We start from the raw sequence: 21620 nt of genomic DNA on the forward strand, positions 1-21620 counted from the left end.
GTCGTGGGTTCAATTCCCATCTGTCCCCCGGTTGCCGAAGGCCCCCTCCTCGCGGAGGGGGCCTTCGGCGTTTCCGGTGCTCAGGCGGTCGGGCTGGGCGCGGGCTCGCCGCTGGCGTCCGGGTCGGCCCCGGCCGGCTCGTACGGCAGGGCGCTGCCCTTGACGTACTCCTCCCAGCTCATGTTCCAGTCGGTCCAGCCGTTGCCGTTCTGCAGCTTGCGCTCGGTGCCCTTGACCGTGATCGGGTCGCCGATCCGCGTGTTGGCGAACAGCCAGGCGCCGTTGGCCATCGAGACGTTCACGCAGCCGTGCGAGACGTTCACGCTGCCCTGCTGCCCCTCCGACCAGGGCGCGGCGTGGATGAACTCGCCACCCCAGGTCAGCCGCTGGGCGTAGTCGATCTTCGTGCGGTAGCCCTCCTCGGGGCCCAGCTCGTCGAAGGTGTCGAAGACCGTCTTGCGCAGCTTCTCGATCACCACCATGGTGCCGCTCGACGAGGGGGTGCTCTTCTTGCCGAGGCTGACCGGGATGGTCTTGACCACAGACCCGTTCTTCGTGACGGTCATCCGCTTGGTCTTGTTGTCCACAGTCATGATCACCGCAGCGCCGATCTTGATGTCGACGGTGAGGTCCGCCCGGCCGTACCAGCCGTCACCCAACGGCAGGCCGCCGGCCTGGACCCGGTAGGAGACGGTGCTGCCGGCCTGCCAGAACTTCTTCGGGCGGTAGCGGATCTCCGTCGGGCTGACCCAGTGCCAGATGCCCTCCTGGGCCGGGGTGGAGGTGACCGTCATCCGGCGCTGGACGTCGTCGCGGTAGTCCTTCGGGATGGCCCGGCCGAACTTGACGATCAGGGGCATGCCGACGCCGACGACCTGGTCGTCGCCGAGGAAGCTGGTGATCCGGACCTGCTTGCCGGGCTTCGCCATGGTGGTGAAGGTGCTGGTCGCCGTGGCGGGCCGGCCGTCGTCGCCGGTCGCGGTCACGGTGGCGGTGTACGTCTCGCCGTACTCCAGCGCGCCGGCGGGCAGCCAACTCGTACCGTCCGCGGCGAGCTTGCCCTCGACGGCCTCGCCGGCCGAGTCCTTGAGCTCGACGCTGGTCTCCTGGGCGTCCTTGGTGGTGAAGGTGATGCCGGTCGAGGCGGGCACGTCCTTCGCGTCGGCCTTGGGTTCGACGATCGTGGCCGCGGCCTTCGGCGCGGCGGGCTGGCCGCCGCCGTCCTGCCAGCCGGACGGCTTGCCTGCGTCGCCGCCGCCGGTGCAGGCGGAGGTCAGGGCGAGTGCCGCGGCGAGCACCGCCGCCGTGATCCCACGGCGTCGCCCGCCCCGCCGGTCGTCCCCACGCCGGATCAGCTGGTCCTGGACAGCTCGCATGATTCCCTCACAGTCGTGGTCCCCGGTTGCCCATCGTCCCTCACTGACGCATCCGGACAGATACCCGTTCCTCAGGGTGAACCGAAACACGTCGGGCGACCTGTCCGAATATTGATAAAATCGAGGGTTTTGCGAGACGGGTTCGCGTTCCCCAGGGTTTCGCGGGGTGACGAGGCGACAAGGCGGCGGGCCGGCCGGGGCGGCGACTCGGTCGACGACGTCGCGGTCGGGGGTCGTGACGAGCGGCGGAGTCGGGTGCGACCCGGCCTGGAACGCGGCGACCGGTCCGCGGGTGCGGACCGGTCGCCGGATCGTCGGGTGGAGGTGCGTCAGAACGCCGGCCCCGCACCGCCCTCGGGCACCGGCAGGGCGCTGCCCTTGACGAACTCGGACCAGCTCACGCTCCACGCCGTCCAGCCGTTGCCGGCGGCCAGCTGGCGTTCGGTGCCCTTGATGGTGATCGGGTCGCCGACCTTCGTCTTCTCGAACAGCCACCTCGCGTTCGCCGTCGAGACGTTGACGCAGCCGTGCGAGACGTTCTGCCGGCCCTGCACGTGCTCCGACCAGGGCGCGGCGTGGATGTACTCGCCGCCCCAGGTGAGCCGCTGCGCGAAGTCGATCTCCGTGACGTAGCGGTTCTCCGGATCCGGGTCGTCCCGGGTGTCGAAGACGGTGGACTCCTTCTTCTCCATCACCACCATCGTGCCGCTGGAGGAGGGCGTCTTCTTCTTGCCGAGGCTCACCGGCAGGGTGCGGACCACCTGGCCGTCCTCGTACACCGTCATCTTCTTGGTCGCGTTGTCGACCTTCATCTCGAACGCCCGGCCGATCTTCGCGGTGGCCGCCCGGTCGACGTTGCCGTAGCGGCCGTTGCTCAGCGGGATGCCGGCCAGCGCGATCCGGACGGTGAGGGTGGTGCCGGGCTTCCAGTACTCCGGCGCGCGGTAGTAGGCCTGGGTGCCGTTGTCGACCCAGTGCCAGGCGCCCGGCTGCGGCGGGTCGGTGTGCACGAACATGCGCTTCTGCACGGCGGCCCGGTCCTTCTTCGGGATGCCCGGGTGGAACTCGGCGACCACCGGCATCGCCACGCCGTACGTCTTGTCGTCGAAGAGATACAGGCCCGAGCTGATCATGGACTTGGGCTTCGCCATCGTCGTGAAGGTGCTGGTGCCCTGGCTGGTCCCGCCGTCGGCGCCGGTGGCGGTGACCGTGGCCGTGTAGCGGGTGCCGTACTTCAGTGGCTTCGACGGCACCCAGGACGAGCCGTCGGCGCGCAGCCGCCCCTCGACCTGCTTGCCGTCGGCCGCGGTCAGCGTGACGCCGGACACCTTGCCGCCGTCGGGCAGCTCCGCACTGATCTCGGAGCTGACCGGCTTGTTCTTCGCCCCGTCGGCCGGGCTCAGCGCCAGCGGCGGACCGTTCGGCGCCGCCGGAGTGGCGGGATCGGCCGCCGCGCTCGCCGTGGCCGGCGCGGTGCCGCCGACGAACTCCGCCTTCTTCTGCTCGTCGCCGCAGGCCGTCAGTGCCAGCGACGCCACCAGACCGAGGGCGCCCACCATCGCCCCGGCCCGCGCGAACCTGCCCATCCCCACCTCTGTTCTCGCGTACCTGGCGCACATCGTGCCGCATGGACCCCCCTCCTCAGGCCCCTGTCGTCGTACGACTGGTGGTTTTGCCCTTGGATGCCCCTTAAGCTCGACCGAAGGGGGGAGCCGGGGATCGGATTGGAACCCGGCTCGGAGGCCGTGCTAATGTTCTCCCCGTTGCCAGCGAGCGCCGCTAGCTCAACTGGCAGAGCAGCGGACTCTTAATCCGCGGGTTCGGGGTTCGAGTCCCTGGCGGCGCACCAGCAATAAAGGCTCTGGCCTGGTGGTTTCCACCCGGCCGGAGCCTTTTTCGTGTACGTGGTTGGCGGGCGGTCGCTCGGTGGGTGCTCGGGAGCCGTTGGACCGGGGCCGGGCTACGTGGGCACGGTGTGGTCGTCCGGTAGGACGCATGGCGGGTCATGGGCTGCGCTCGCAATCAGATGCGCCGGAAGAGGCCGGTCGATATTCGTGGGCGAGCCGGGCGGCTGTGTCGAACGCCACCGTCCAGGGGAAGGCTTTCTGCCGCTCGTTGCCGCTGCCGGGTGGGTGCGGTTCCCATTGGTCGTCGGGGCCGAGTAGGACGCATACCCCTTCGTCGCGGAGGCTGGCTACGGCGTGCCGGAACGGTGCCCGCGCCGCGAGGGCGGCGTTGACGAACGGGACGATGACGGTCGGCACCTGCCTGCCGATCAGTTCGGCGACCGAGGTCATCGCGTAGTTGTCGGCCAAGCCGAGGGCGACCTTGTTGATCGAGTTGTAGGTAGCGGGAGCGATGACCAGGGCGTCGGTTGCGGGAAGCGACCGGCGGGTGCCGGGCGACGACTGGTAGGTCGACCGGACCGGATGACCGGTGAGGCTTTCGAGCGGCTGCGGGTCGATGAAGTCCATCGCGCTCGGTGTGGCCGTGACCGCCGCTGTCCAGGCTTGCTCCTGCGCTGCCCGGACGAGCTGGGTTACGTCGGTGGCGGGCCCGGCGCCACAGACGACGATCTGGAGGTGCCCGGCGGTCATAACCGGATCCCGGCGTCGTGGGCGAAGTCGACAGCGGCGGTGCGGACGGAGCCGTTGGCGAGCATGGCGAGGTCGCCGGCGATGCGCTGGACCGCCGGTCGGCAGCGGATCTCCTCGGGTGCCACCTCGTACGCGGTGCGCAGCGCGCTGAGGCCGTGCTCGTAGCGTCCCCACTGCGTGTAGGCGCGTGCCACGTCGACATACAGAGACGCCTGGCGCTCGGCCAGGGTCACCTTGTCCAGCGGAACGGTGCGGGCGATCGCGATGGCTGTTCCGGCGTCGCCGAGGGTCAGCGCGATGTTGATCCGGTGCAGCAGGACATTGGTGGCGCCGAAACCGGTCCACCGGTCGTTGCCGTCGTAGCCGAGGCGGGTCGCGGCGCGGGTTGCCTCATCGAGCATCGCGTGTGCGGCGTCCCGGTCGTCCCGGCGGGCGGCGGCGATGGCCCCTCGGAGGACGAGGGCGCCGTAGACGGCCATCGCATCGGTTGATGCGAGGCGGGTGTCCCGGTTGAGTGAGTCGGCAGCACTTCCCGCGAAAGTTACCGCCTGGGCGTCGTGGCCGTTGCCCATGAGCGCATGGGTCATGATCCGGGCGCTCGCGGCGATCGCCACCGGGTCCTGGCTCATGGCAGCGGCCCTGGTGCTTCTCTCGGCCGCTACCAGGGCCATCCCCTGATCGCCAACCTTGAGCAGGACGCTGCCGGCGACGTGGTACAGCTCGGCGGCCAGCACCTCGACCTGCGAGCGCTGTTCGCCCTCTACGCCGGACCTCACCGCCTCGAGGGACGGCAGCAGCGCCACGAGCCGATCGAGTACCTGCTCGTACCGACATGCCTGATAGTCGGTCTTGGCGCCGGCGACAGCCCGGGAGAGCTGCGGTAAGGACAGTGCCGCACCGTCGGGGTGCGCTGGCGCGATGAGGGCGTTGAGCAGCGACGCCACGTTGGGCGCGGCGGCGACGCCAATCGCCGCTTCGCGTAGAAGCTGCCTGCGCCGCACGTCACCATCCGAGCCTGAGTCACCGTCTCCGTCATCGCCAGTATCCGCATCCCGGCCGGTGTTCGGCCGACCCGCACCCACGAGTGCACCGTTGGTGCCGGCCACGCGCAACGCTTCGAAGCGTTCCCGAACCTCAGGTGTGGCTCGGGACAGCACGGTGTCCAGCGCGGCTTGCATATCCGCGCGGGGGAGCACCTTGTCGCCCTGGCTGCTCCACTTGGCCACGGTCCGCCGCGCCGCGCCGAGGTGCTCGGCGAAGGCGGTCACGCTCATCCGCAACGCATTGCGGAGCGCGTTCGCGTCCTGGCCGGTCCAGGTCGTCACCGTAGCCATCGCACGTCCTTCCGGAACAGACAGTCACCGGTGGACGTGATGCTAGCCGCACGTGGGGTGACGGCAGGTGCACCGCCGGTGCACCGGCGAGACATTCCGTCGGTCCACCGCCCAAGCCAACCTGGATGTGCCGACACGCCGATCTCCAGCGGTGCGCCGGTGGGCCAGCGGCAACCTCACGGCAGGGAGATCCAGATGGACGTGCCGATCGGCGACAGGTCGGAACGCGACCCGACGCACCGGCAAGTGCTCCCGCCAGGCACTCCGTCGACCGCACGGGTGACTCCCCGTTCCCGTATCGCCAGCAGGGCTGCGTGGGCGGGTGACCGACGGTCTGCTTCTTTTCGCCGCCGGCCGACGGCGGTGGGCTTGCCGGGACGCCGGCAAGCCCACCGCGCACAGAGGCCAGCACTGGCCGGGGGCCGGCCATGACGGTGTACGTGTCGCGGTACGCCGTGACCGGCGAGCTGACGACAAACCGCGCAGCGGCGGTCCCAGCGTCGGCGAGACCGGGCTCGGCCGACCTACCGCTGTTGACGCACGTCTGGCGGGTCTTGTTCGAGCAACAGGCGCGGATACACCCCCGCCGATGAGTACGAACGGAACCAGCGCTGCCGCGCAGGAGCGGCCCGTGCCGCCAGAGCATCTGCCGCTGCGTCCGCTCTGGTTGTGCCGCCGCTGCGGGCAGCCCTGGCCCTGCGGACGGGCGCGGCTCGCACTGGCCGCCGAGTACCGCGACAGCACGGTGGGTCTCTTCGTCTACCTGGCCGGCCTTCTCTATGAGGCCATCGAGGACCTGCATCAGCTCAACCCGAGCACGGCCGGCGACGTCACTGACCTGTTCGACCGGTTCCTCGGCTGGCCCGCCCGGCACCGCGGCGGGGCTGGATCCACGATGCCGCGCTGACCGGTATCTCTCGGTCCTTCACCGCTCTCTTCTTCTGCCTTTGCCGCAGGGGCGGCGACGCACGCCCACGTCCAACCCCTGTCCGTCACGGAGGTGTTCCATGCGTGACGGTCGACAAGACCCGCCAGGCGTGGACCTTGCCGGACGTCGAGATCGTCCTCGACCATGTCGTGGACGCTGGCGATTTCGTCGAGTTCGAGTTCAAGGGCGACGCCGCGGACGTACGCAACACGACGGAGCGCCTGGACGCGTTCATCGTCGCCTCGCCATCGAGCTCGGGCAGCAGATCAGCAAGGGCTACCCGCACATCCTTCTCGGCCGCGACCACTGATCGCTTACTGCTCCGCGACGTCTGGTGACGTCGGTGCCGTGCCGGTAGGTTCAACCTCCTGAGAGCTCTCGTCGCCAGGTGGAGGAATCCGGCAGCGTGTTGCACGTCGAGAAGATCACTACAGAGCTCCGTACGCTGGCCACCGGGGTCGAACGCGCGCAGAGTCTGGCTGCCGCTGCTGACCAGCAGGCGCAGGAGATCGCGCTGCGGGCTGCGGGTGCCGGGTTCACTGCGGTCGCTGCCGGTGTGGCGCGGATTCGCGGGGCCATCACCACCATCCGGGGCGGACTGGGCGGCCTCGCCGGTGCTGTCGGTGATGCCACGAAGGCGACCGCTGGCGTCCCGGAGCAGGCCAGTCCGGAGGAGACAATCACCGGGCTGACCCCGGTGCAGAGTGCGGTCGACGGCATCCGCGACCAGACAGCCGCCACGATCACCCACGTCGGTGAGGCGCAGCAGCTTGTCGTCGCGGTTTTGCAGGGTGGGCAGCCAGGGCCGCTGCTCCAGGCTCTGGAGAGCATCAAACAGGTGCTTGTCATGCTGGTCCAGCGCACCGCTACCACCCGCCAGGTCATTGACGCGGCGATCGCCGAGGCACGACAGCTGGGGTCGTCGGGAAACTGATCGGGGCTGGCGGTGCCGTGCCGACCAGCCCTGCCTCGGTTCCCACACCGTCCGACGGCACGGGAGTGACGACGCCGTGGACACGCAAGCCCACCGGAAAGTACGGCGGCTCGCCTACCGGTCGACGTACCCGGATCCCTCCGAAGGAGGACGAACGCGTGCGGCGTTCCCTGGAACTGGAGAACGAATGTGCCGATACCGTCGCTGCCGAGGGATACCTACTCCACCAGAACCCAACCAGGCAGGAGGTCGCCAAAGCCCGGCTCGGTACCGGTGATTCCGGCAAACCGGGCAAGGATCCCGATTGCCTGATCGAGGGACACGTCTTCGACTGCTACTCCCCTACGCCGGCGAAGAGCGTGCGAGGCGTGTGGAGCGGGGTTGCCGACAAGATTGCCAGTGAGCAGACCCAACGGGTGGTGGTCAACCTCAACGACTGGCGTGGCGATCTCGCGGCGTTGCAGAAGCAGTTCGACGACTGGCCGATCGCAGGGCTGAAGGAACTGGTGGCGGTGACGCGCAGCGGGGCGATAATCCAGATCCTGCGACGAGACTGAAGGGTTACCCATGGCGACCGAGTACCGCTTGACGCTGGCGGGCGACATTCCTCTCGATGTGCTGGCCGGCGTCGTTACTCCGGACGGTGCCGAAGAGTTGGCGACAGATGGCAGGCCCCGGGTGTTGAGTGCGGACCTCAGCGATCGGTGCGGCTACACGGTGAGCATCTACGCGGGTTCCCACGGCTACTTCGAGGCCGAGGATGGTGACGGCTCGGTGTGGGAGTGGGAACCGGAGCGGTACGTCAACATCGGTTTTCGGCTGCGTAAGGACGAATCATCCGACCGGGCGACGCGGGAGATGCTGGCGTCTGTGGCCCGGGTGCTGGGAGAGCGGCCGGAGGACGCCGCGCTGATCCTCGACGCCGACTGGCTGCTGCTGACCCGCTTCTCGGGAACGCTGCGCAGGCACGCACTGAGTTGGTGGGGCGTTCACGGCGGGGACGATCTTATTGGCCGGTGAGTGGTTCGCGGCCTGGATATTCTGTGGCTGCCACGGGCCTCGGCCCTGACGCGCCCGCAGACGCAGGACTTTGTCGGCCGGCCGCGGGCCGGCGTGGACCGCGGTTGCCGTCCTGGACGGCGAGGTCGTCGGCTGTGTGATCGCATTCCGGAGCCAGGATTTCCGGCCGAGATCTATCTGCAGGACGTGATGACCGACCCCGGCCACCGGCGTCGCGGGATTGCCCGGGCACTGGTGGACGATCTCCGGCGGCAGGGCTCGCGCTCGGCTTCGTCAACACCGACGGCGACAGATCGGCAGGCGGCGCGTTGGTGATCTGCGATTACAAGGGGCCTGGGAAGTGCCGCGCCGTGTATTAGTGCGGCATCGGCTCGTGTGCTCCGTCGACACGCGTGCCGTCCCCTGCGGGGGCCACCGTTGATGGTGAGGAGCAGCACCTGATCCGTCAAACCCAGACTGGCTCAGGCTGGCGGTGTCGACGAGCACATGGAGTCTGTGTCCGTCATCACAAGGCGCTCGGGAGAATGCTCAGCTTTTGGTCAAGGGCACCCATTTCGGCGGGCTCCCCGATCGGTGTATCCGAGTGGAAAGGTCGGGTCATGGGGGACGGTGGGAACCGTTGCGGCAGGTAGCGGGGTGGCGAGGACGGTCCGGAATTGTGCCGCGTCGAGGGCGTGCCGAGGCCGTCGATCGTCGGGGTTGACTTGCTTGACAGCGGCAGTCTGGTCGAGAGGTACTGGAGGCACGTTCCTCTTGCGGCGAACTTGTTCGCCCGGCCGACTGGTCGATGGGTGGGCGCCCGTCAGGGTGCTTCCTCGTCGTTGTGGCCTGGTGCGGCGGTCTGGTCGTTGGGGGTGCCGATCGAGTGACAGGAGGACCGCGATGAAGGATCTTCTCCCGGCGGGTTGAGCCGACGCCCGTCCGGCCGCAGCACGGTGTGCTGCGTGGCCGGAGCGGGAGTGTCCCTGTCCGAAGCGGTTGCTCCGGTTGCCGGAAGCGGGTGTGAGCCCGCCGGTTCGCGTCGCCGTTGATGTCCATTTTTGTGTCCACGATCGTGCCGGTCACGGTCGTGGCGATGACTGCTGCCCTGACCCGTCTCGTGTCCTCTCGTGCGCCGGACGGAGTGTTCGTTGACACCTCAACAGTGACGTAACACCGTGACTGCCCTCGCCCGGTCCACCATGCCGGGCAACCCCGCGACCCGGTAGGAGACCATCGCCGGCCCACCTCGCTCCGGCGCGAGCGCGATGCACATGGCCGGCACGTTTTGCCACGAGCGCCGTGGTCCACGGCGTCGTTCAGATCTTTCGATAAGGAGTACCCGACGTGTTTTCCCACGACTTTCCGCATCGCCTCGGGATTCGGCCGGTGGCGGTGACAGTTTCCGGCTTGGCCCCCGTTCGGGGGGCGGGCTTGTCGTCAGTGTGGGGGTCGCTCTTCAGCCTGACCCTCGAACGGACCCCCTGTTTCCTCTCACACCGCAGGTCAGCGCGTCTGTCAGCGCTGGAGCGTTGTCCTGCGACAGACCCTGCCTGGTCTCGGGTCTCTCCCACTGGGGCTGGCATTCCATACCGGAAAGGCAGGTGGTAGCCGATGGATGATCCAGTCCTTCGGGTCCAGTCCCAGCTGACCGGCCGTGACCGCGTGCTGCTGGGCTGGTTGTACGACCACGGCGTGCTGACGTCGTTCCAGCTCGCGAACGCCTTGTTCCCGTCGTTGGACTTCTGCCAGCGGCGGCTGCGGACCCTGTACCGGCTGCGGTTGGTGGCCCGGTTCCGGCCACAGCGGGCCGACGGCGGCTCGTACCCGTACCACTACGTCATCGACCAACTCGGTGCCGAGGTTGTCGCCGCCGGCCGCGACGAGCGCCCACCTCGGCGCGACCACGCCCGTATCGAGCGGCGGCGGTGGACATCCAGCCGCACACTGACTCACCGCCTCGGGGTGAACGGCTTCTTCACCCAGCTCGCCGGCTATGCCCGCACCGATCCTGGTGCCGAGCTCAGCGAGTGGTTGCCGGAGGCGGTGTGCCAGCGGGCCGGCACGTTCACCGGCCCGGATGATCCGGGTCTGGTGCGGGGCTACCAGCCGCGGGTCCGCCCGGACGGCTACGGCCTGTGGGCCGAGAACGGCACCACCGTGCCGTTCTTCGTCGAGTACGACACCGGCGGCGAGCAGCTGTCGGTCCTGGTCGGCAAGCTGGCCGGCTATCAGGAGCTGTTCGCCACGATCGGGCGCGTGTGGCCGGTGCTGTTCTGGCTGCACTCCGCTGCCCGCGAGCGGAACCTGCGCCGCCTGCTCGCCGACACGCCGCCGCGGATTCCCGTAGCCACCTCTGCCCGCGACCAGGCCCTGTCGGCGGGACTGTGTCCCGCTGAGGCGGTCTGGGTCCCGCCCAGCGGGGGAGGACAGCGGTGGCGCCTGGCCGACCTGGCCGCCTACGTCGTCGGTGGTCAAGACCTCCCAGGTGAGGCGGCGTGATGGCCGGCAGCGGCCAGGCGGCCGCGGACGATACCTCGCCTGCGCGCAGGACAGCAACATCCGGGCACTCTCACTGCTCTGTCAGTGCCCGGTCGGCTGCGGCTGACAGAGCGGTGAGAGCGGCGGACCGTTCCGTCCGCGGCGGGACGGAGGTATGGTCCCGCGCCGTCCGCGGCCGGTCCACGACCAGCGGCCGGTCCCCCTTCACCGCGGTCCGCGACGAGGATGCCCGGACCGGCCTCCTACCTGCCGGGACCGGCCCAGCTGGTGGACCAGCCTTCGCCGCAGTCCGGTCCGGGGAGGTGGTCCGCCACGACACCACCGGCATCTGACCCGACCCCTGGTCCGCGCTCGAGCCGCGTCGAGGGCGGCGTCCAGATCGTGATCATGCTGGCCATCGGTGGGGCGGCCGGTGCGGCGAGTTTCACCCACGTCCACAACGTCGCCGCCGCCCACGGCCAACCCGGGTGGCTGGCCTGGGCCGACGCGGTCGTGCTGGAGCTGATGTCCATCGCCTCGGGCCTGGAGTTGCGCCGCCGCAAACGGGCCCACACCTCGGCGGTGTTCCCCGCGGCGGTGCTGGCCTGCGCGGTCGCGCTGTCTCTCGCCGCGCAGGTCGTGGAGGCCGAACCGTCTCCGATCGGCTGGATCGCCGCGGCCGTGCCCGCGCTCGGTTTCCTCGTCATGGTCAAGGTCGCCCTCGGCTACGCCGGCACCACGACCCCAACCAACAGTGCCCGGACCGCAGACCATCTGCCGGACCGGACCGCGCAGACCACGCCTCCCAGCGGACCGGCCGAGCGGACGCAGTCCGGCGGTACGGCGGGGGAGCGGTCCGCCACGCGGACGGTCGGCCTATCGGATGCCGCCCATCAACCTCGCGGACGGGACCGCCGTCACCGCAAAGCAGGCAGGGAACGGTCCGCGCGGCACTCCGGCGACGTGGCCGAGCTGCTGCCGGCGGCGCGACGCGTCCGGGACCGACTCGCTGCGGACGGGCAGCCGCTGACCCGTGCAGCGCTCGCCGAAGCCCTCCGCGCAGCGGGCTACACCGTGTCCAACACCCGGGTATCCGAACTCCTCAAGATCCTCAAAGCTGAGGCGGCCCCGGCGTCCCAACCACAAGCTGCTCCGACTCCACCGGTGAGCCCGACGCCACGACCACCCTCAAGCCGGCAGCGAGCGGCGGACGCCACCGCGCCGGACAGCGCTGGGCTTCCTCGACCCACGAGTCCCGCGCCTCTCGGACCCATGAATCTCAGACCGAACGGGCAGGAGAACCCGAATTATGAGCACCTACGTGAATCCAGTTGAGCAGACCTCCGACACCACGACAGACATCACTCTCGCTGCAGTCGCGCCGGCCGCCCACGAGGTGTGGACCGTCAATCGTGTCCGCGCCCTCGGCGTGACCACCACCCTCGCCACCGCGGCGTCGATCCTCGGGATCAGCCGATCCCAGGCCTACCGGCTCGCCGCCACCGACGCCTTCCCCGCACCGCTGATCCGCGCCGGCAGCCGCATCATCGTCCCGGTCGCCGGCCTCCTCCAACTCCTCCTGGTCGACAACCCCGCTCCGACCGACGGCGGCCGGCGACTTGATCCCGACGCGAAGGTGAGCGTGGATGCGACGACCCCGCCACCAGCGGATTCCACCCACCACCGCTGGCGGCACCGTACCGAGCATCCAGGAGACGATGAGTGAAGGGATCCACCTTCAAACGCTGCGGCTGCCGCGACACCACCACGGGCCGGCGACTGGGACGCTCCTGTCCCCAGCTTCGCCGGCCCGGCGGCGGCTGGTCCCGCAACCACGGCCAATGGCACTGGCAGATCGAAATCCCCGCCCGCGCCGACGGCACTCGCCGCCCGCTACGCCACGGCCCCTACGGCACACAGGCCGACGCCGACGCCGTCCTGGACCGCATCCGCGCCGCGCTCGCCGTCCCCGACCCCACCGACTCCCACGCCTTCGTCAAGACCGGCGACCTCATCGAAACCGCCGTCAAGACCGGAGCCCTCATTCCCACCCCCCGACCAGATCCGCCGGGCGCTGCACCTGGACATCACCCCGACCGAGCTGCCCACGATCGAGGCGTACCTGACGGACTGGCTGGCCGGACGCAAGAACATCAAGACAGGCACCCTGCGCTCCTACGAAGGGCACATCCGGCTGTACCTCATCCCGCACCTCGGCCACCTGCGCATCGACCGGCTCCGCCCCGGCCACATCGACGCCATGTACGACGCCATCGCCGAACGCAACACCACCATCGCCACCCTGCGCGCCAGCCGCGACCCCGCCAAACGCGACCAGGTCAAAAACCAGCGGATCGTCGGCAACCGGACCCTGCACGTCATCCACGCCACCCTGCGCAAAGCCCTCAACGACGCGATGCGCCGCCACCGCTACATCGACACCAACCCCGCCCTCATGGTCGAACTACCCACAGCCCGACCACCCAAGCCCACCATCTGGACCGACCAACGCATCAAAACCTGGCGCGACACCGGCACAACCCCCAGCCCCGTCATGATCTGGACCCCCGAACACACCGGCCGATTCCTCGACCACACCCACGACGCCAACGACCGCCTCTACGCCCTCTACCACCTCATCACCTTCACCGGCCTACGCAGAGGCGAAGCCTGCGGACTGCACTGGGACGACCTCGACCTCGACACAGCCACCCTCACCGTCCGCTGGCAACTCGTCCAACACGGCTGGGCCACCACCATCGACACCCCCAAAACCACCGACAGTGAAGCCGCCGTCGCCCTCGACACCGAAACCGTCGCGGTGCTGCGCACCCACCGCACCCGGCAACACCGCGAACGCCTCGCCGCCGGCGCTGCCTGGACCACCACCGGGCTCGTGTTCACCACCCCGACCGGCGGCCGGCTTCATCCCGCCGACGTCACCGACCACTTCCACCACCTCGCCACCCAAGCCGGACTACCACCCATCCGGCTCCACGACCTCCGACACGGCGCCGCGACCATGGGACTGGCTGCTGGCGTGCAGATGAAGGTCATCTCCAACCGGCTTCGGCACTCCAGCCCGCACTTCACGGCCAAGTTCTACGGCGACGTTCTACCCGAGCTGTCCCACGCCGCAGCCGAAGCCACCGCGTCGGTTGTCCCACGTCAGCATGGCGCGACGAGGCCAGCGTGATCCGCAGGCTGCCCCACCCTTGTCGGCCTCCTCCCGAGCCTCGGGGCCGGGCCCGGAAGCCCGAGACAGGCGTAACGCCTGCTGCGGAAGATCCGCAACAGGACGCAGACCAGCGCTGGGCCCCGCCGGCCGGCGGGAGGCGCGGGCGGCGCCGGTGAGGGTCTCGTCACCGCGCGCCGCGTACCTGTAGGAGTACCACCAGCAGGGTTTTGACAAGTGTCAGAACGAGATTATCCAAGCCGGTGGACGGGTGCCCGACGATCCACAGCGGCAGCGCGATGGTAGGCAGGCAGAAGTGCAATGACATCAGCCCGCCCGGCAGGGTAAAGGCCCGGAAGAGAGGTCGGAGCTGATGGCCCGAGCTAACGACCGTATAAGCGGTGCAGCGTCGTCAGCGTGAACTCGGCGACGCTGCAAGCCTCTCGGACCATGAGGAGGGCCATCTCTGCGGTGACACCTGTCGGCAAGGTCCTTCCATGACCCGCGCCTTGAACACATCGCAGCTCATTCACCTGCTCCGCGATCTTCCACGATGACTGGAGTACCGCCTTAATATGCTTGGCTCCCGGCGTGTCTGCCGCAACCTGCTCGGGAAGGATCCCAAGTCGTTCCCGCGCGAGGTGCCACAAGTGATTGAAGCTTGGGTTGCCGGCAACCGGCATCCCCACCTCCTCCAGCACAAACTTCGCAACTGCCTCCAAGAGGTCCTTTGCTGATCCCAGCAGTTGACCCGGATCGTCAGTGGCGCGGCGAAGCCGATCGAGCTGCTCCTCAAGGGCCTCACGCCCGCCCGTCGCGAGATCGATCATGCCAACAGGCGACAAATGCCCGTCATCGTCGAGCATCCATCCACGACGCGAGAAGGCGCGCTGCGCCGCAAGCACATTGCCGCGTTGCTCGGGAACGCCATCGAAGAAGCCCACAACTCGAAGATCCACCAAGAGCGCGTCAACGAGTCTCCGAGCTCCGCCCGGCCGGCGCATGGCCGCCCGGACGGTGGTGAGCACTCGCGTCTCCTTGTTAGGCGACGAGGTCCTAAGGTCGTACGGAGCGACGTCGGCGTAGCCACCCGAGGCGAAGGCGAGGGTCAGCTTCGAGTGAGAAGGTCCGGCGCCACCGTGGTAGAAGCGGGCTAACGAGGCGGCGATCTCATCACTGACCGGCGACTGGGGCATGTAGTGATGATGCCCCTAATGGGGCCGAAGCAGCGAGTCATATCCATCCGGAGCGCAACGCCGCTGATCATTGAGTTCGGCGCGTCGGCCTAGACAGGCCGGTACCGTTGGCCTCAACCCACTCTGGGAGACGGGGGTCAGCCCCGCCGGGCCACGGTATTGGCTGCACGGCCACCACGGCCTGCTCATCCTGGCCGACCTCGCCGACGTGCTGTCCTACCTGCGACACCCGACTGCGGACCCGACGCGTTCGGCTACCCCCGCCTCACACCGGAAGTCTGCGCCATCGCGAGGCTGCACCAGGCACCTACCGCCGCCCGCTCCACGACGGTCAGAGGAATCCGGGACGCCACCGCTATGGACGACCGAGCAGCAGCTCGTGGATGTCACGGATCATGGCTGGGGTCGGATTTGCACTGGTCACCGGGATTGATCGCCGCCTGCTCAGATGAGTTGCTGCAACACGCCGGTCCGGGAATCGGTAAGGGCCTGGAAGTGCGCGACGAGTTTTCGCGCCACCTCCGGATCGTGGAGCACCACGCCGACCTCGATATTGTGAGACAGTGCTCGGTCAGTGAGATTGGCGCTGCTGATCAGCGCGACCCTGCTATCGGCGGCGATGAGCTTCGCGTGCAACGCAGCGTGGGAGTTCCCACTGGAGGCTCGTCGTGCGGCCGGCCAGTGCCAGAACGTCGCCTGATGACGGAGAGCCGCGAAGGTGAGTGCGGCCCCGGCGGATCCCCGTAGGGCACCGCCGTCTTCGGCTGAGCTTTCCAGGATCAGGTCGATGTGTACGCCTCGGAGGGCTGCGGACCGCAGTTCGGCGACCACCTCGGTGACCCCGTACGCGGCGAAGCTCGCTACGAGCAGCCTGCTCCGGGCCGCCCGGATGACCTCGATGACCACGGAGCTGGTGAGCCGTACCGGCACGGCCCCACTGGTCGGGCCGCTGACCGCCAACTCGGTGCGCCTCGCATCCGCGCGCCCTTGCATAAGGGCGGCGCTGCGCAGGGCGAGACCGACCGCTGAACCGGGAAGGTCGGGCGCCTCCATCCGCCAGCTTTTCATCAGCCGTTCCACGTGGGTGCCGACCGAGAACCCGGGCCGGGCGCCGACCAGTTCAGCGGCTACCGCACTGTCGCCGGGCGTCTCCACGCTCATCAGCACACCGGCCCAGGCGGCGACATGATCGGCGGGGAGGTTGGTGGCGATGTCGGCAATCACCTCTACGAACCGGTCGTAGCTCATCGAGCGAAGAACCCTGAGCCAGGATCGTTGAGTGTGTCGACCAGCAGGGCCCGGTCGAGGTAGTGATTGCCCCGCTCGCAGGAGGTCTCGGCGGCGAAGAGACAGGCGTGGCAGGCGGCCGCAGAGAGGCGGGCGTGCACGGTCGGGTCGTGTTCTGCACAGAGCGGGTCCGAGCTGCACAGCCGGGCGGCTTCCAGGGCCCGCTCGACGAGCGATCCCAGTCTGTCCTTTCGCCCCAGGGAGACCAAGCCGCCGAGGGTGCCCTCGCTGTCGGGTGCCGAGGTGTAGAGAAGGACCCCGGCGGCGGGAGTCTCGTCCGTCCCGGCGTAGATGCGCTCGCCAATGCCGGCGGCACTGTATCCGCATTCCAGGGCCAGCTCACGGATGAGCACATGGGCGAGGGTGTGCAGCAGGACGTACCGGAGGCCTGGCCACGGTGCCTGGTCGAGCCCGCGTTGCGCCCGCCAGCGGTCGTGGGCGTGGACCAGTAGCTGTTCGCGTTGCTTGACCTCCGGTCGGTGTTCCCACTCGACGACGCGTTCTTCGTCAACGCGCAGGAAGATCCCCTCGCCCCGCATCTCGGCGCAGGGTAGCCAGGTCGGCTTGCCGATGGTCAGCGGCGCCCGCCGCACATCCGGTGTATCGAGCACCTTCCATTCGGGTGCGTCAATTCGGGTAAAGCCGTAGAGGGCAGAGACCTCTCGCAGCCGGGGGGCGAGGACCACCTCCCGGAGCCAGTGCCGGTGTTCGGGCGGAACCGGCTCCGGGCGGATGGTGAAGTCGGGGAGCTCGGTGCTGGTGCCGGCGGTGAACGCCAGCCACTCGGGTTTGCGAAGGTCATCGCTGTCGTCCGGCGTGTCGTCGGGCTCGGCCTTGCTGCGGCGCTGGATCGCTGCCCAGACGCGCTCGACGCCGTAGGGCTTCAGCTCGGACCAGCAGGTCTGGGTCTGCATGATCATCTTGGCCGTGGCCGCGTCCAGTCCGGCGAGCATGCTCAGGTCCCGCCAGAGGTCGTCGACCACCTGATCGACCGGATGCTCGGCCCGGGGAATGCTGAACACCCGTAGCTGCATGGCGAACCAGCTGTTGGTGGCACCGAGGGCGAGTGTTCGCGCGGGCGCGTCGCAGGGCTCGTAGGTGTTGAGGTGGGGGTGGCGTCCGCGGCAGGCGGGCAGGGTCCGTTCGGCGTGCAGGCCGAGCGCCACCGACATCGGTCGGGAGGCCTTGCACTCGCAGGAGATGAAGATGTTGGCCGCCTCACCGGTGCTGCCGCGCTCGGCGAGCGTGAGCGAGTGACCGGCGCCCGGGTCCGTGCCACTGTGCGCGACGTACGACCACGGGAAGTCGTCCAGGTGACCGTTGTCGCAGGCCAGCACGAAGCGGGCCGGTACGGCGGTGGGCCGGGAGTTTCCGTTGCCTCGGCAGCTGTGCACGTAGCGGGCCCGGTCCGGCTGGTAGGGAGACGACAGCAGTTCGAACAACCCGGAATCCGCCGGCGCGAGTCGGTTGCACCGGGTGTCCGAGCAGCGGAGCCAGGTGGGGAAGAGCGCCACCGGCACCCCCACCCGGGTCCAGTCGGCGAACAGGTCGGACGTCTCCGGCAGGTGTGGGGGAAGCCGAAGGCTTTCCAGTTGGCCCCCGAGCCTGCGCCGGAGCGCCGTCAACAGCCGGTCCTCGGTGACCGGCAGCGAGTGGGTGAGATCCCAGTGCGCCAACCCGAGGGTCAGCACCGACAGGCTGGGCAGATCGGCGACCGAGCCGACGCCGTAGGTGTGCAGCAGTTGGTTGGGTCGCAATGCGCCGACCCGCAGGCTGCGTTGCTGTGGCCGGCTCATGAGGACGCCCCTGCGACGCCGCCCCTGGTGGGCGGAACGAATGGTGGTGGATCGTCACCGGTGGCACCGAGTTGCAGCTGGAGCTGAATGCCGGGCTCCACGTCCCGTAGCGAGGTGGGACAGGTCGTCTGCACCCACCGGCCCTCCTCCGGTCGCTGCAGCAGCCCGGCGATGTCGTCGCTGTGGTACGGCTTGTCGTAGGCCAGCCGTCGGGCGGGCCGGGCCCGTTCCCGCGCCCACAGGTCGAGGCGGGCTTCGAGCTCGTCCTCCACCCGTTGGCGGACGGTGTTGTCGGCGGCCACCTCGCTACGGCGCTTGAGGTATCGCACCACGTGGTCGGCGAGTCGACCGTGCCGGTCGAACTCGCGCGCCCGCAGATTGCCGTTGTAGGTGCCGTCCAGATCCCGGACCAGGGCCACCAGGACCCCGGTCAACCCTCGGTCGATGGCCCGCTCGGCGAACGGGGTCACCGACAGGGCCTCGACCTGCCGGTAGACGGTGGCGTGGAAGTGGTCAAAGCGCTCGAAGTGCGACAGGTCGCGCGGCCGGGCCCAGTTGAAGACGGTGAACACCAGACCCGGCGCCTTCCGCCCGACCCGGCTTGTCGCCTGGATGTATTCGGCGGCGGACTTCGGCTGGTTGGCCACCACCATCACACCAAGCCGCTCGATGTCGACGCCGACGGCGATCATGCTGGTGGCCAGGAGCACGTCGATCGGCCGGGGTGCACCCTTGGCCCGGGTACCGTCGAAGCGCACCGCGAGCCGGTCCAGCAGCGGCCGGATGGCGTCCGACGGCATTCGGGAGGTCAGCTCCTCCAGGTACGGGTCGTACCGCCGGGCGAGCCCACGCTCGTCGGCGCGAATGAGGCGGCTGGATACGTCGTCCTCGACCAGCCGACGCATGCCGCCGAGGTCGCGCAGGCTGTTGAAGTAGCCGACCAGCGTCATGTAGGGGTCGGTGACCTGGTTGCGGCCGTACGTCTCGTGGAGCTTTTGCGCCGCGCCGAGCACAGAGACGTAGACCCGGATCAGGGTCGACCGGAGCCGGTTTCCGTGCGCGCAGATGCCGATGTAGCGGCGTCCCGGGTGCTCCTCGGTCTTGCGTTGGCGGGCGAAGAAGCTGTCGGATGCGTCCAATCCCGACGGCGGAAAGACCCGGGTACGCCGGTTGAACAGCGCACCGATCTGCTGGTGGGCGCGACGTACGGTGGCGGTGGACGCGATCACCTTCGGCCGGGACCAGTGCCCGGGGGCCGCCTCCCAACTGGCCAGTCGGTCCACCGCGGTCTCGTAGAGCCCGACCAGCGAACCGAGCGGCCCGGAGATCAGGTGCAGCTCGTCCTGGATGATGAGGTCCGGTGGACGCAGCCAGGCGCAGGGGACGACCCGGTTGCCCGGCCGGTGTCGTTTGCGCTCCCAGTCGGTCGATTCGAGATCCTCGGTGAGATAGCCGTGTTGGTCGCAGTGCTTGCTGACCCGGCCGAAGAGGGCGGCGGTCTCGCCCTTCCACGGCAACTGGGCGAACTTGTCGACGGTGGCGATCACCAGCGCGGGAGGGTGCCGGTAGAGCTCTTCGTCGACCAGGATCACCGGCAGACCGACCTGCTCATCGGCCAGCGGGTAGCTGCCCACCCTGCTGAACGGGCACTCCACATCGGGGCAGAGCACCAGGGTCCGCCAGGGCTCCCGCTCCACCACGATGTCCTGGCCCGGGTTGATCCTGCTGCCGCACCACGGGCAACTGGTGAGCTGGTGCGGTGAGCCGATTCCCCGGTGCGACCGGCCCCGCCGCCGCTCGTCCAGCCACTCCTTGGCGTCCTGGGTGCGGTTCGGGGTGACCCGGCCGCCGACCCACAGCCCGATCCGGATCGGCGTCTCGCCCCAGGTCTGCGGGTCGACGCGGCGCAGCGACTCCGCCGCGCAGATCAGGGTCGCGGCGCGCTCGAACTGCTGGATGGTGAGCAGCCTGAGGGTGTACCGCATCAGCACCGCGAGCCCGGCCTGGCCGGTCAACCCGCCATGGTCCGGCTGACGGCGGCGTATTCCGATGGTGAAGGCGGTGAGGCCGAGGTACGCCTCGGTCTTGCCGCCACCGGTGGGGAACCAGAGCAGGTCGGTGACGGCGCGCTCGACGTCGTCGCCCCGTTCCGGATGCCGGGGGTCGGCCAGGGCCGGCAGGTTGATCAGGACGAAGGCCAACTGGAACGGACGCCACCGGTGGTTCTTCGGCTGATCGGCGTCGGCGACCGCCTGCGCCAATGGAATGTTCGGGTGTTCCCGCCGTCGGGCGGCAACCACACTGTGCACACGTTGCAGGTACATCGCCCGGTTGGCGAAGCCGAACGCCTCGCGGGCCGTCGGGTCAGGGGCGGCGAGCAGCCTGATGCCGGCGGTGATCCGGTCGGCAGCCTCCCGGGCGTCGCGCAGCGCCTCGCGTACCTGCGGGCTGTACTCGTCGAGTCGCCGCTGCGGGTCGGCGGCGGTCGCCTCGTTGCGGTCGATCCACGCCCGGTAGCCGGTGACGAGGGGCTGTAACGCCGCCACGAGGGGCTCGACCGGGCCAGCTGCCAACTCGGCCAGCCGCCGCATGTCCAGCTCTACGTCGGCCAACTTGGGCAGGTCGTCGTCCCGCTCGCTGCTGGGCACGTCGGTGAACGGCAGCTCGTGCGTGGGGACGGTCGTGGTGCGTACCTCATGGGCCCGCAACGGATCGGCGGAAGCCGGCTCGGCGTGGACGGCTGTGCCGTGCCCCACCGCGAACTCGGGGTGGAAACGGTAGGCCATCGCCAGCCGTCGCCGCTCCGCCTGGTCGGCGTCGTCGCCGCCGGTGACCTGCTCCGGCCGGGGCACGAAGACCGGCTCGTCGTCCGTCGGGCCGGTCGCGATCAACTTGACCTGGAAGATCCACTGCGTCGCCTGGCGCGGCGAATCGCTGTGCTCCCTGTTCTCCAGGAACAGCGAGACTAGCCAGACGTCGCCCAGCCGACGCACCCGGCCCCGCACCACGACCTTCGGCTGTGCCGCGTCGACCGGCAGTGGGTCGATCAGCCCTTCGCGCAGGGGCACGGTGACCGTGCCGCCGCGCTGGTGCCGCCGCCAGACCTTGCTGCCGGCGCGCTCCGCCCGCTCGTCGATCCCGGTGTCGTAACTGCCCCAGGCGGCGGTGACCCTCAGCTTGGGGACCGTGGGCGGCACGCTGGTGGTGAAGCCGAGCGCGGACGGCGCCAGGCTGGGCACGCTCGGCGCGGTCGGCTCGGGGCCTCCCTCCGCGGCGTCCGACGCGGTGGCCTCGGCGAAGGTGTCCTCAGTGGCCGGATCGACGGACACGCCGTTGGGGGCGAGCCGCCCGAGAATGTAGCGGTCCAGCGGATTTTCCTTGGTGGGAAAGACCTCCGCGGTCCCACCGAGCGGCCCGTGCAGGTCGTCAATGACCATCTCTTGCAGCTTGTCGCGGATCACCCGCTCATCCGGTACGGCGAGCACGCTCTCCCCAGTCATGACAACGACCGTAGCGT

19 protein-coding genes, 1 tRNA gene and 1 pseudogene are annotated in these 21620 nt (G+C 69.3%); 12 read left to right on the forward strand and 9 right to left on the reverse strand.

The annotated features are described in order from the left end of the window. Nucleotides 1–80: 80 nt before the first annotated feature. Both AB0L34_RS10300 and AB0L34_RS10305 read right to left on the reverse strand, forming a co-directional pair. Nucleotides 81–1376: an Ig-like domain-containing protein gene (locus AB0L34_RS10300; RefSeq protein WP_363703666.1), complete on the reverse strand. Its 1296-nt coding sequence runs from the start codon at nucleotides 1374–1376 to the stop codon at nucleotides 81–83. A 329-nt stretch (nucleotides 1377–1705) separates the two neighbouring features. Further along, entirely contained in the window at nucleotides 1706–2962 is a 1257-nt protein-coding gene (locus AB0L34_RS10305) for an Ig-like domain-containing protein (RefSeq protein WP_363703668.1), read from the reverse strand. A 187-nt stretch (nucleotides 2963–3149) separates the two neighbouring features. On the opposite strand from AB0L34_RS10305, the gene AB0L34_RS10310 reads away from it, so the two are divergent. Continuing rightward, nucleotides 3150–3225: transfer RNA gene (locus AB0L34_RS10310), tRNA-Lys, on the forward strand. A 154-nt stretch (nucleotides 3226–3379) separates the two neighbouring features. On the opposite strand, the gene AB0L34_RS10315 is transcribed toward AB0L34_RS10310, so the two are convergent. Further along, nucleotides 3380–3973, reverse strand: a complete 594-nt coding sequence (locus tag AB0L34_RS10315; RefSeq protein ID WP_363703670.1) for a flavoprotein — start codon at nucleotides 3971–3973, stop codon at nucleotides 3380–3382. Continuing rightward, complete coding sequence (locus AB0L34_RS10320; protein ID WP_363703672.1) at nucleotides 3970–5307, reverse strand: hypothetical protein; 1338 nt, start codon at nucleotides 5305–5307, stop codon at nucleotides 3970–3972. The genes AB0L34_RS10315 and AB0L34_RS10320 overlap by 4 nt, the downstream gene beginning before the upstream one ends. Before the next feature lie 428 nt (nucleotides 5308–5735). On the opposite strand from AB0L34_RS10320, the gene amcA reads away from it, so the two are divergent. The 11 genes and pseudogenes from amcA (at nucleotide 5736) to AB0L34_RS10375 (ending at nucleotide 13845) form a co-directional block, all read left to right on the forward strand. After that, nucleotides 5736–5900, forward strand: coding sequence for a multiple cyclophane-containing RiPP AmcA (amcA, locus tag AB0L34_RS10325; protein WP_363703674.1), 165 nt, complete (start codon nucleotides 5736–5738; stop codon nucleotides 5898–5900). After that, on the forward strand, nucleotides 5897–6214 hold the full coding sequence (locus AB0L34_RS10330; protein ID WP_363703676.1) for a hypothetical protein: 318 nt from the start codon (nucleotides 5897–5899) through the stop codon (nucleotides 6212–6214). The genes amcA and AB0L34_RS10330 overlap by 4 nt, the downstream gene beginning before the upstream one ends. A 104-nt stretch (nucleotides 6215–6318) precedes the next feature. Continuing rightward, nucleotides 6319–6573, forward strand: a complete 255-nt coding sequence (locus tag AB0L34_RS10335) for a CYTH domain-containing protein (RefSeq protein WP_363703678.1) — start codon at nucleotides 6319–6321, stop codon at nucleotides 6571–6573. Nucleotides 6574–6641: 68 nt separating this feature from the next. After that, a complete protein-coding gene (locus AB0L34_RS10340) occupies nucleotides 6642–7169 on the forward strand; it encodes a DUF6244 family protein (RefSeq protein WP_363703734.1) in 528 nt (175 codons plus the stop codon). 158 nt (nucleotides 7170–7327) lie between these two features. Next, nucleotides 7328–7726 carry a hypothetical protein gene (locus AB0L34_RS10345; protein ID WP_363703680.1) on the forward strand — a complete coding sequence of 133 codons (399 nt, stop codon included), beginning with the start codon at nucleotides 7328–7330 and terminating at the stop codon, nucleotides 7724–7726. Between the two features lie 10 nt (nucleotides 7727–7736). Further along, nucleotides 7737–8189: a SitI3 family protein gene (locus AB0L34_RS10350; protein WP_363703682.1), complete on the forward strand. Its 453-nt coding sequence runs from the start codon at nucleotides 7737–7739 to the stop codon at nucleotides 8187–8189. A gap of 189 nt (nucleotides 8190–8378) precedes the next feature. Next, entirely contained in the window at nucleotides 8379–8504 is a 126-nt protein-coding gene (locus tag AB0L34_RS10355) for a hypothetical protein (RefSeq protein WP_363703736.1), read from the forward strand. A gap of 1278 nt (nucleotides 8505–9782) precedes the next feature. After that, nucleotides 9783–10670 (forward strand): replication-relaxation family protein, encoded by an 888-nt coding sequence (locus AB0L34_RS10360; RefSeq protein ID WP_363703684.1) that lies wholly within the window; start codon nucleotides 9783–9785, stop codon nucleotides 10668–10670. A gap of 387 nt (nucleotides 10671–11057) precedes the next feature. Beyond that, nucleotides 11058–11984, forward strand: a complete 927-nt coding sequence (locus AB0L34_RS10365; protein ID WP_363703738.1) for a DUF2637 domain-containing protein — start codon at nucleotides 11058–11060, stop codon at nucleotides 11982–11984. Continuing rightward, nucleotides 11959–12375 (forward strand): hypothetical protein, encoded by a 417-nt coding sequence (locus tag AB0L34_RS10370; RefSeq protein WP_363703686.1) that lies wholly within the window; start codon nucleotides 11959–11961, stop codon nucleotides 12373–12375. Before AB0L34_RS10365 ends, AB0L34_RS10370 begins: the two co-directional genes overlap by 26 nt. Beyond that, nucleotides 12372–13845: pseudogene (locus AB0L34_RS10375) on the forward strand (tyrosine-type recombinase/integrase). Before AB0L34_RS10370 ends, AB0L34_RS10375 begins: the two are co-directional and overlap by 4 nt. 166 nt (nucleotides 13846–14011) lie before the next feature. Here AB0L34_RS10375 and AB0L34_RS10380 read toward each other — a convergent pair. The 5 genes from AB0L34_RS10380 to drmA form a co-directional block, all read right to left on the reverse strand. Then, complete coding sequence (locus AB0L34_RS10380) at nucleotides 14012–14152, reverse strand: hypothetical protein (protein WP_363703687.1); 141 nt, start codon at nucleotides 14150–14152, stop codon at nucleotides 14012–14014. A 55-nt stretch (nucleotides 14153–14207) separates the two neighbouring features. Then, a complete protein-coding gene (locus AB0L34_RS10385; RefSeq protein WP_363703689.1) occupies nucleotides 14208–14852 on the reverse strand; it encodes an abortive infection family protein in 645 nt (214 codons plus the stop codon). A gap of 612 nt (nucleotides 14853–15464) precedes the next feature. Next, on the reverse strand, nucleotides 15465–16268 hold the full coding sequence (gene drmC / locus AB0L34_RS10390; RefSeq protein WP_363703691.1) for a DISARM system phospholipase D-like protein DrmC: 804 nt from the start codon (nucleotides 16266–16268) through the stop codon (nucleotides 15465–15467). Then, nucleotides 16265–18103, reverse strand: coding sequence for a DUF1998 domain-containing protein (locus AB0L34_RS10395; protein ID WP_363703693.1), 1839 nt, complete (start codon nucleotides 18101–18103; stop codon nucleotides 16265–16267). The genes drmC and AB0L34_RS10395 overlap by 4 nt, the downstream gene beginning before the upstream one ends. Then, nucleotides 18100–21603, reverse strand: a complete 3504-nt coding sequence (gene drmA, locus AB0L34_RS10400) for a DISARM system helicase DrmA (protein WP_363703695.1) — start codon at nucleotides 21601–21603, stop codon at nucleotides 18100–18102. The genes AB0L34_RS10395 and drmA overlap by 4 nt, the downstream gene beginning before the upstream one ends. Nucleotides 21604–21620 lie beyond the last annotated feature (17 nt).

This window comes from Micromonospora sp. NPDC052213 (genome assembly GCF_040679695.1).
Classification (GTDB): Bacteria; Actinomycetota; Actinomycetes; order Mycobacteriales; family Micromonosporaceae; genus Micromonospora.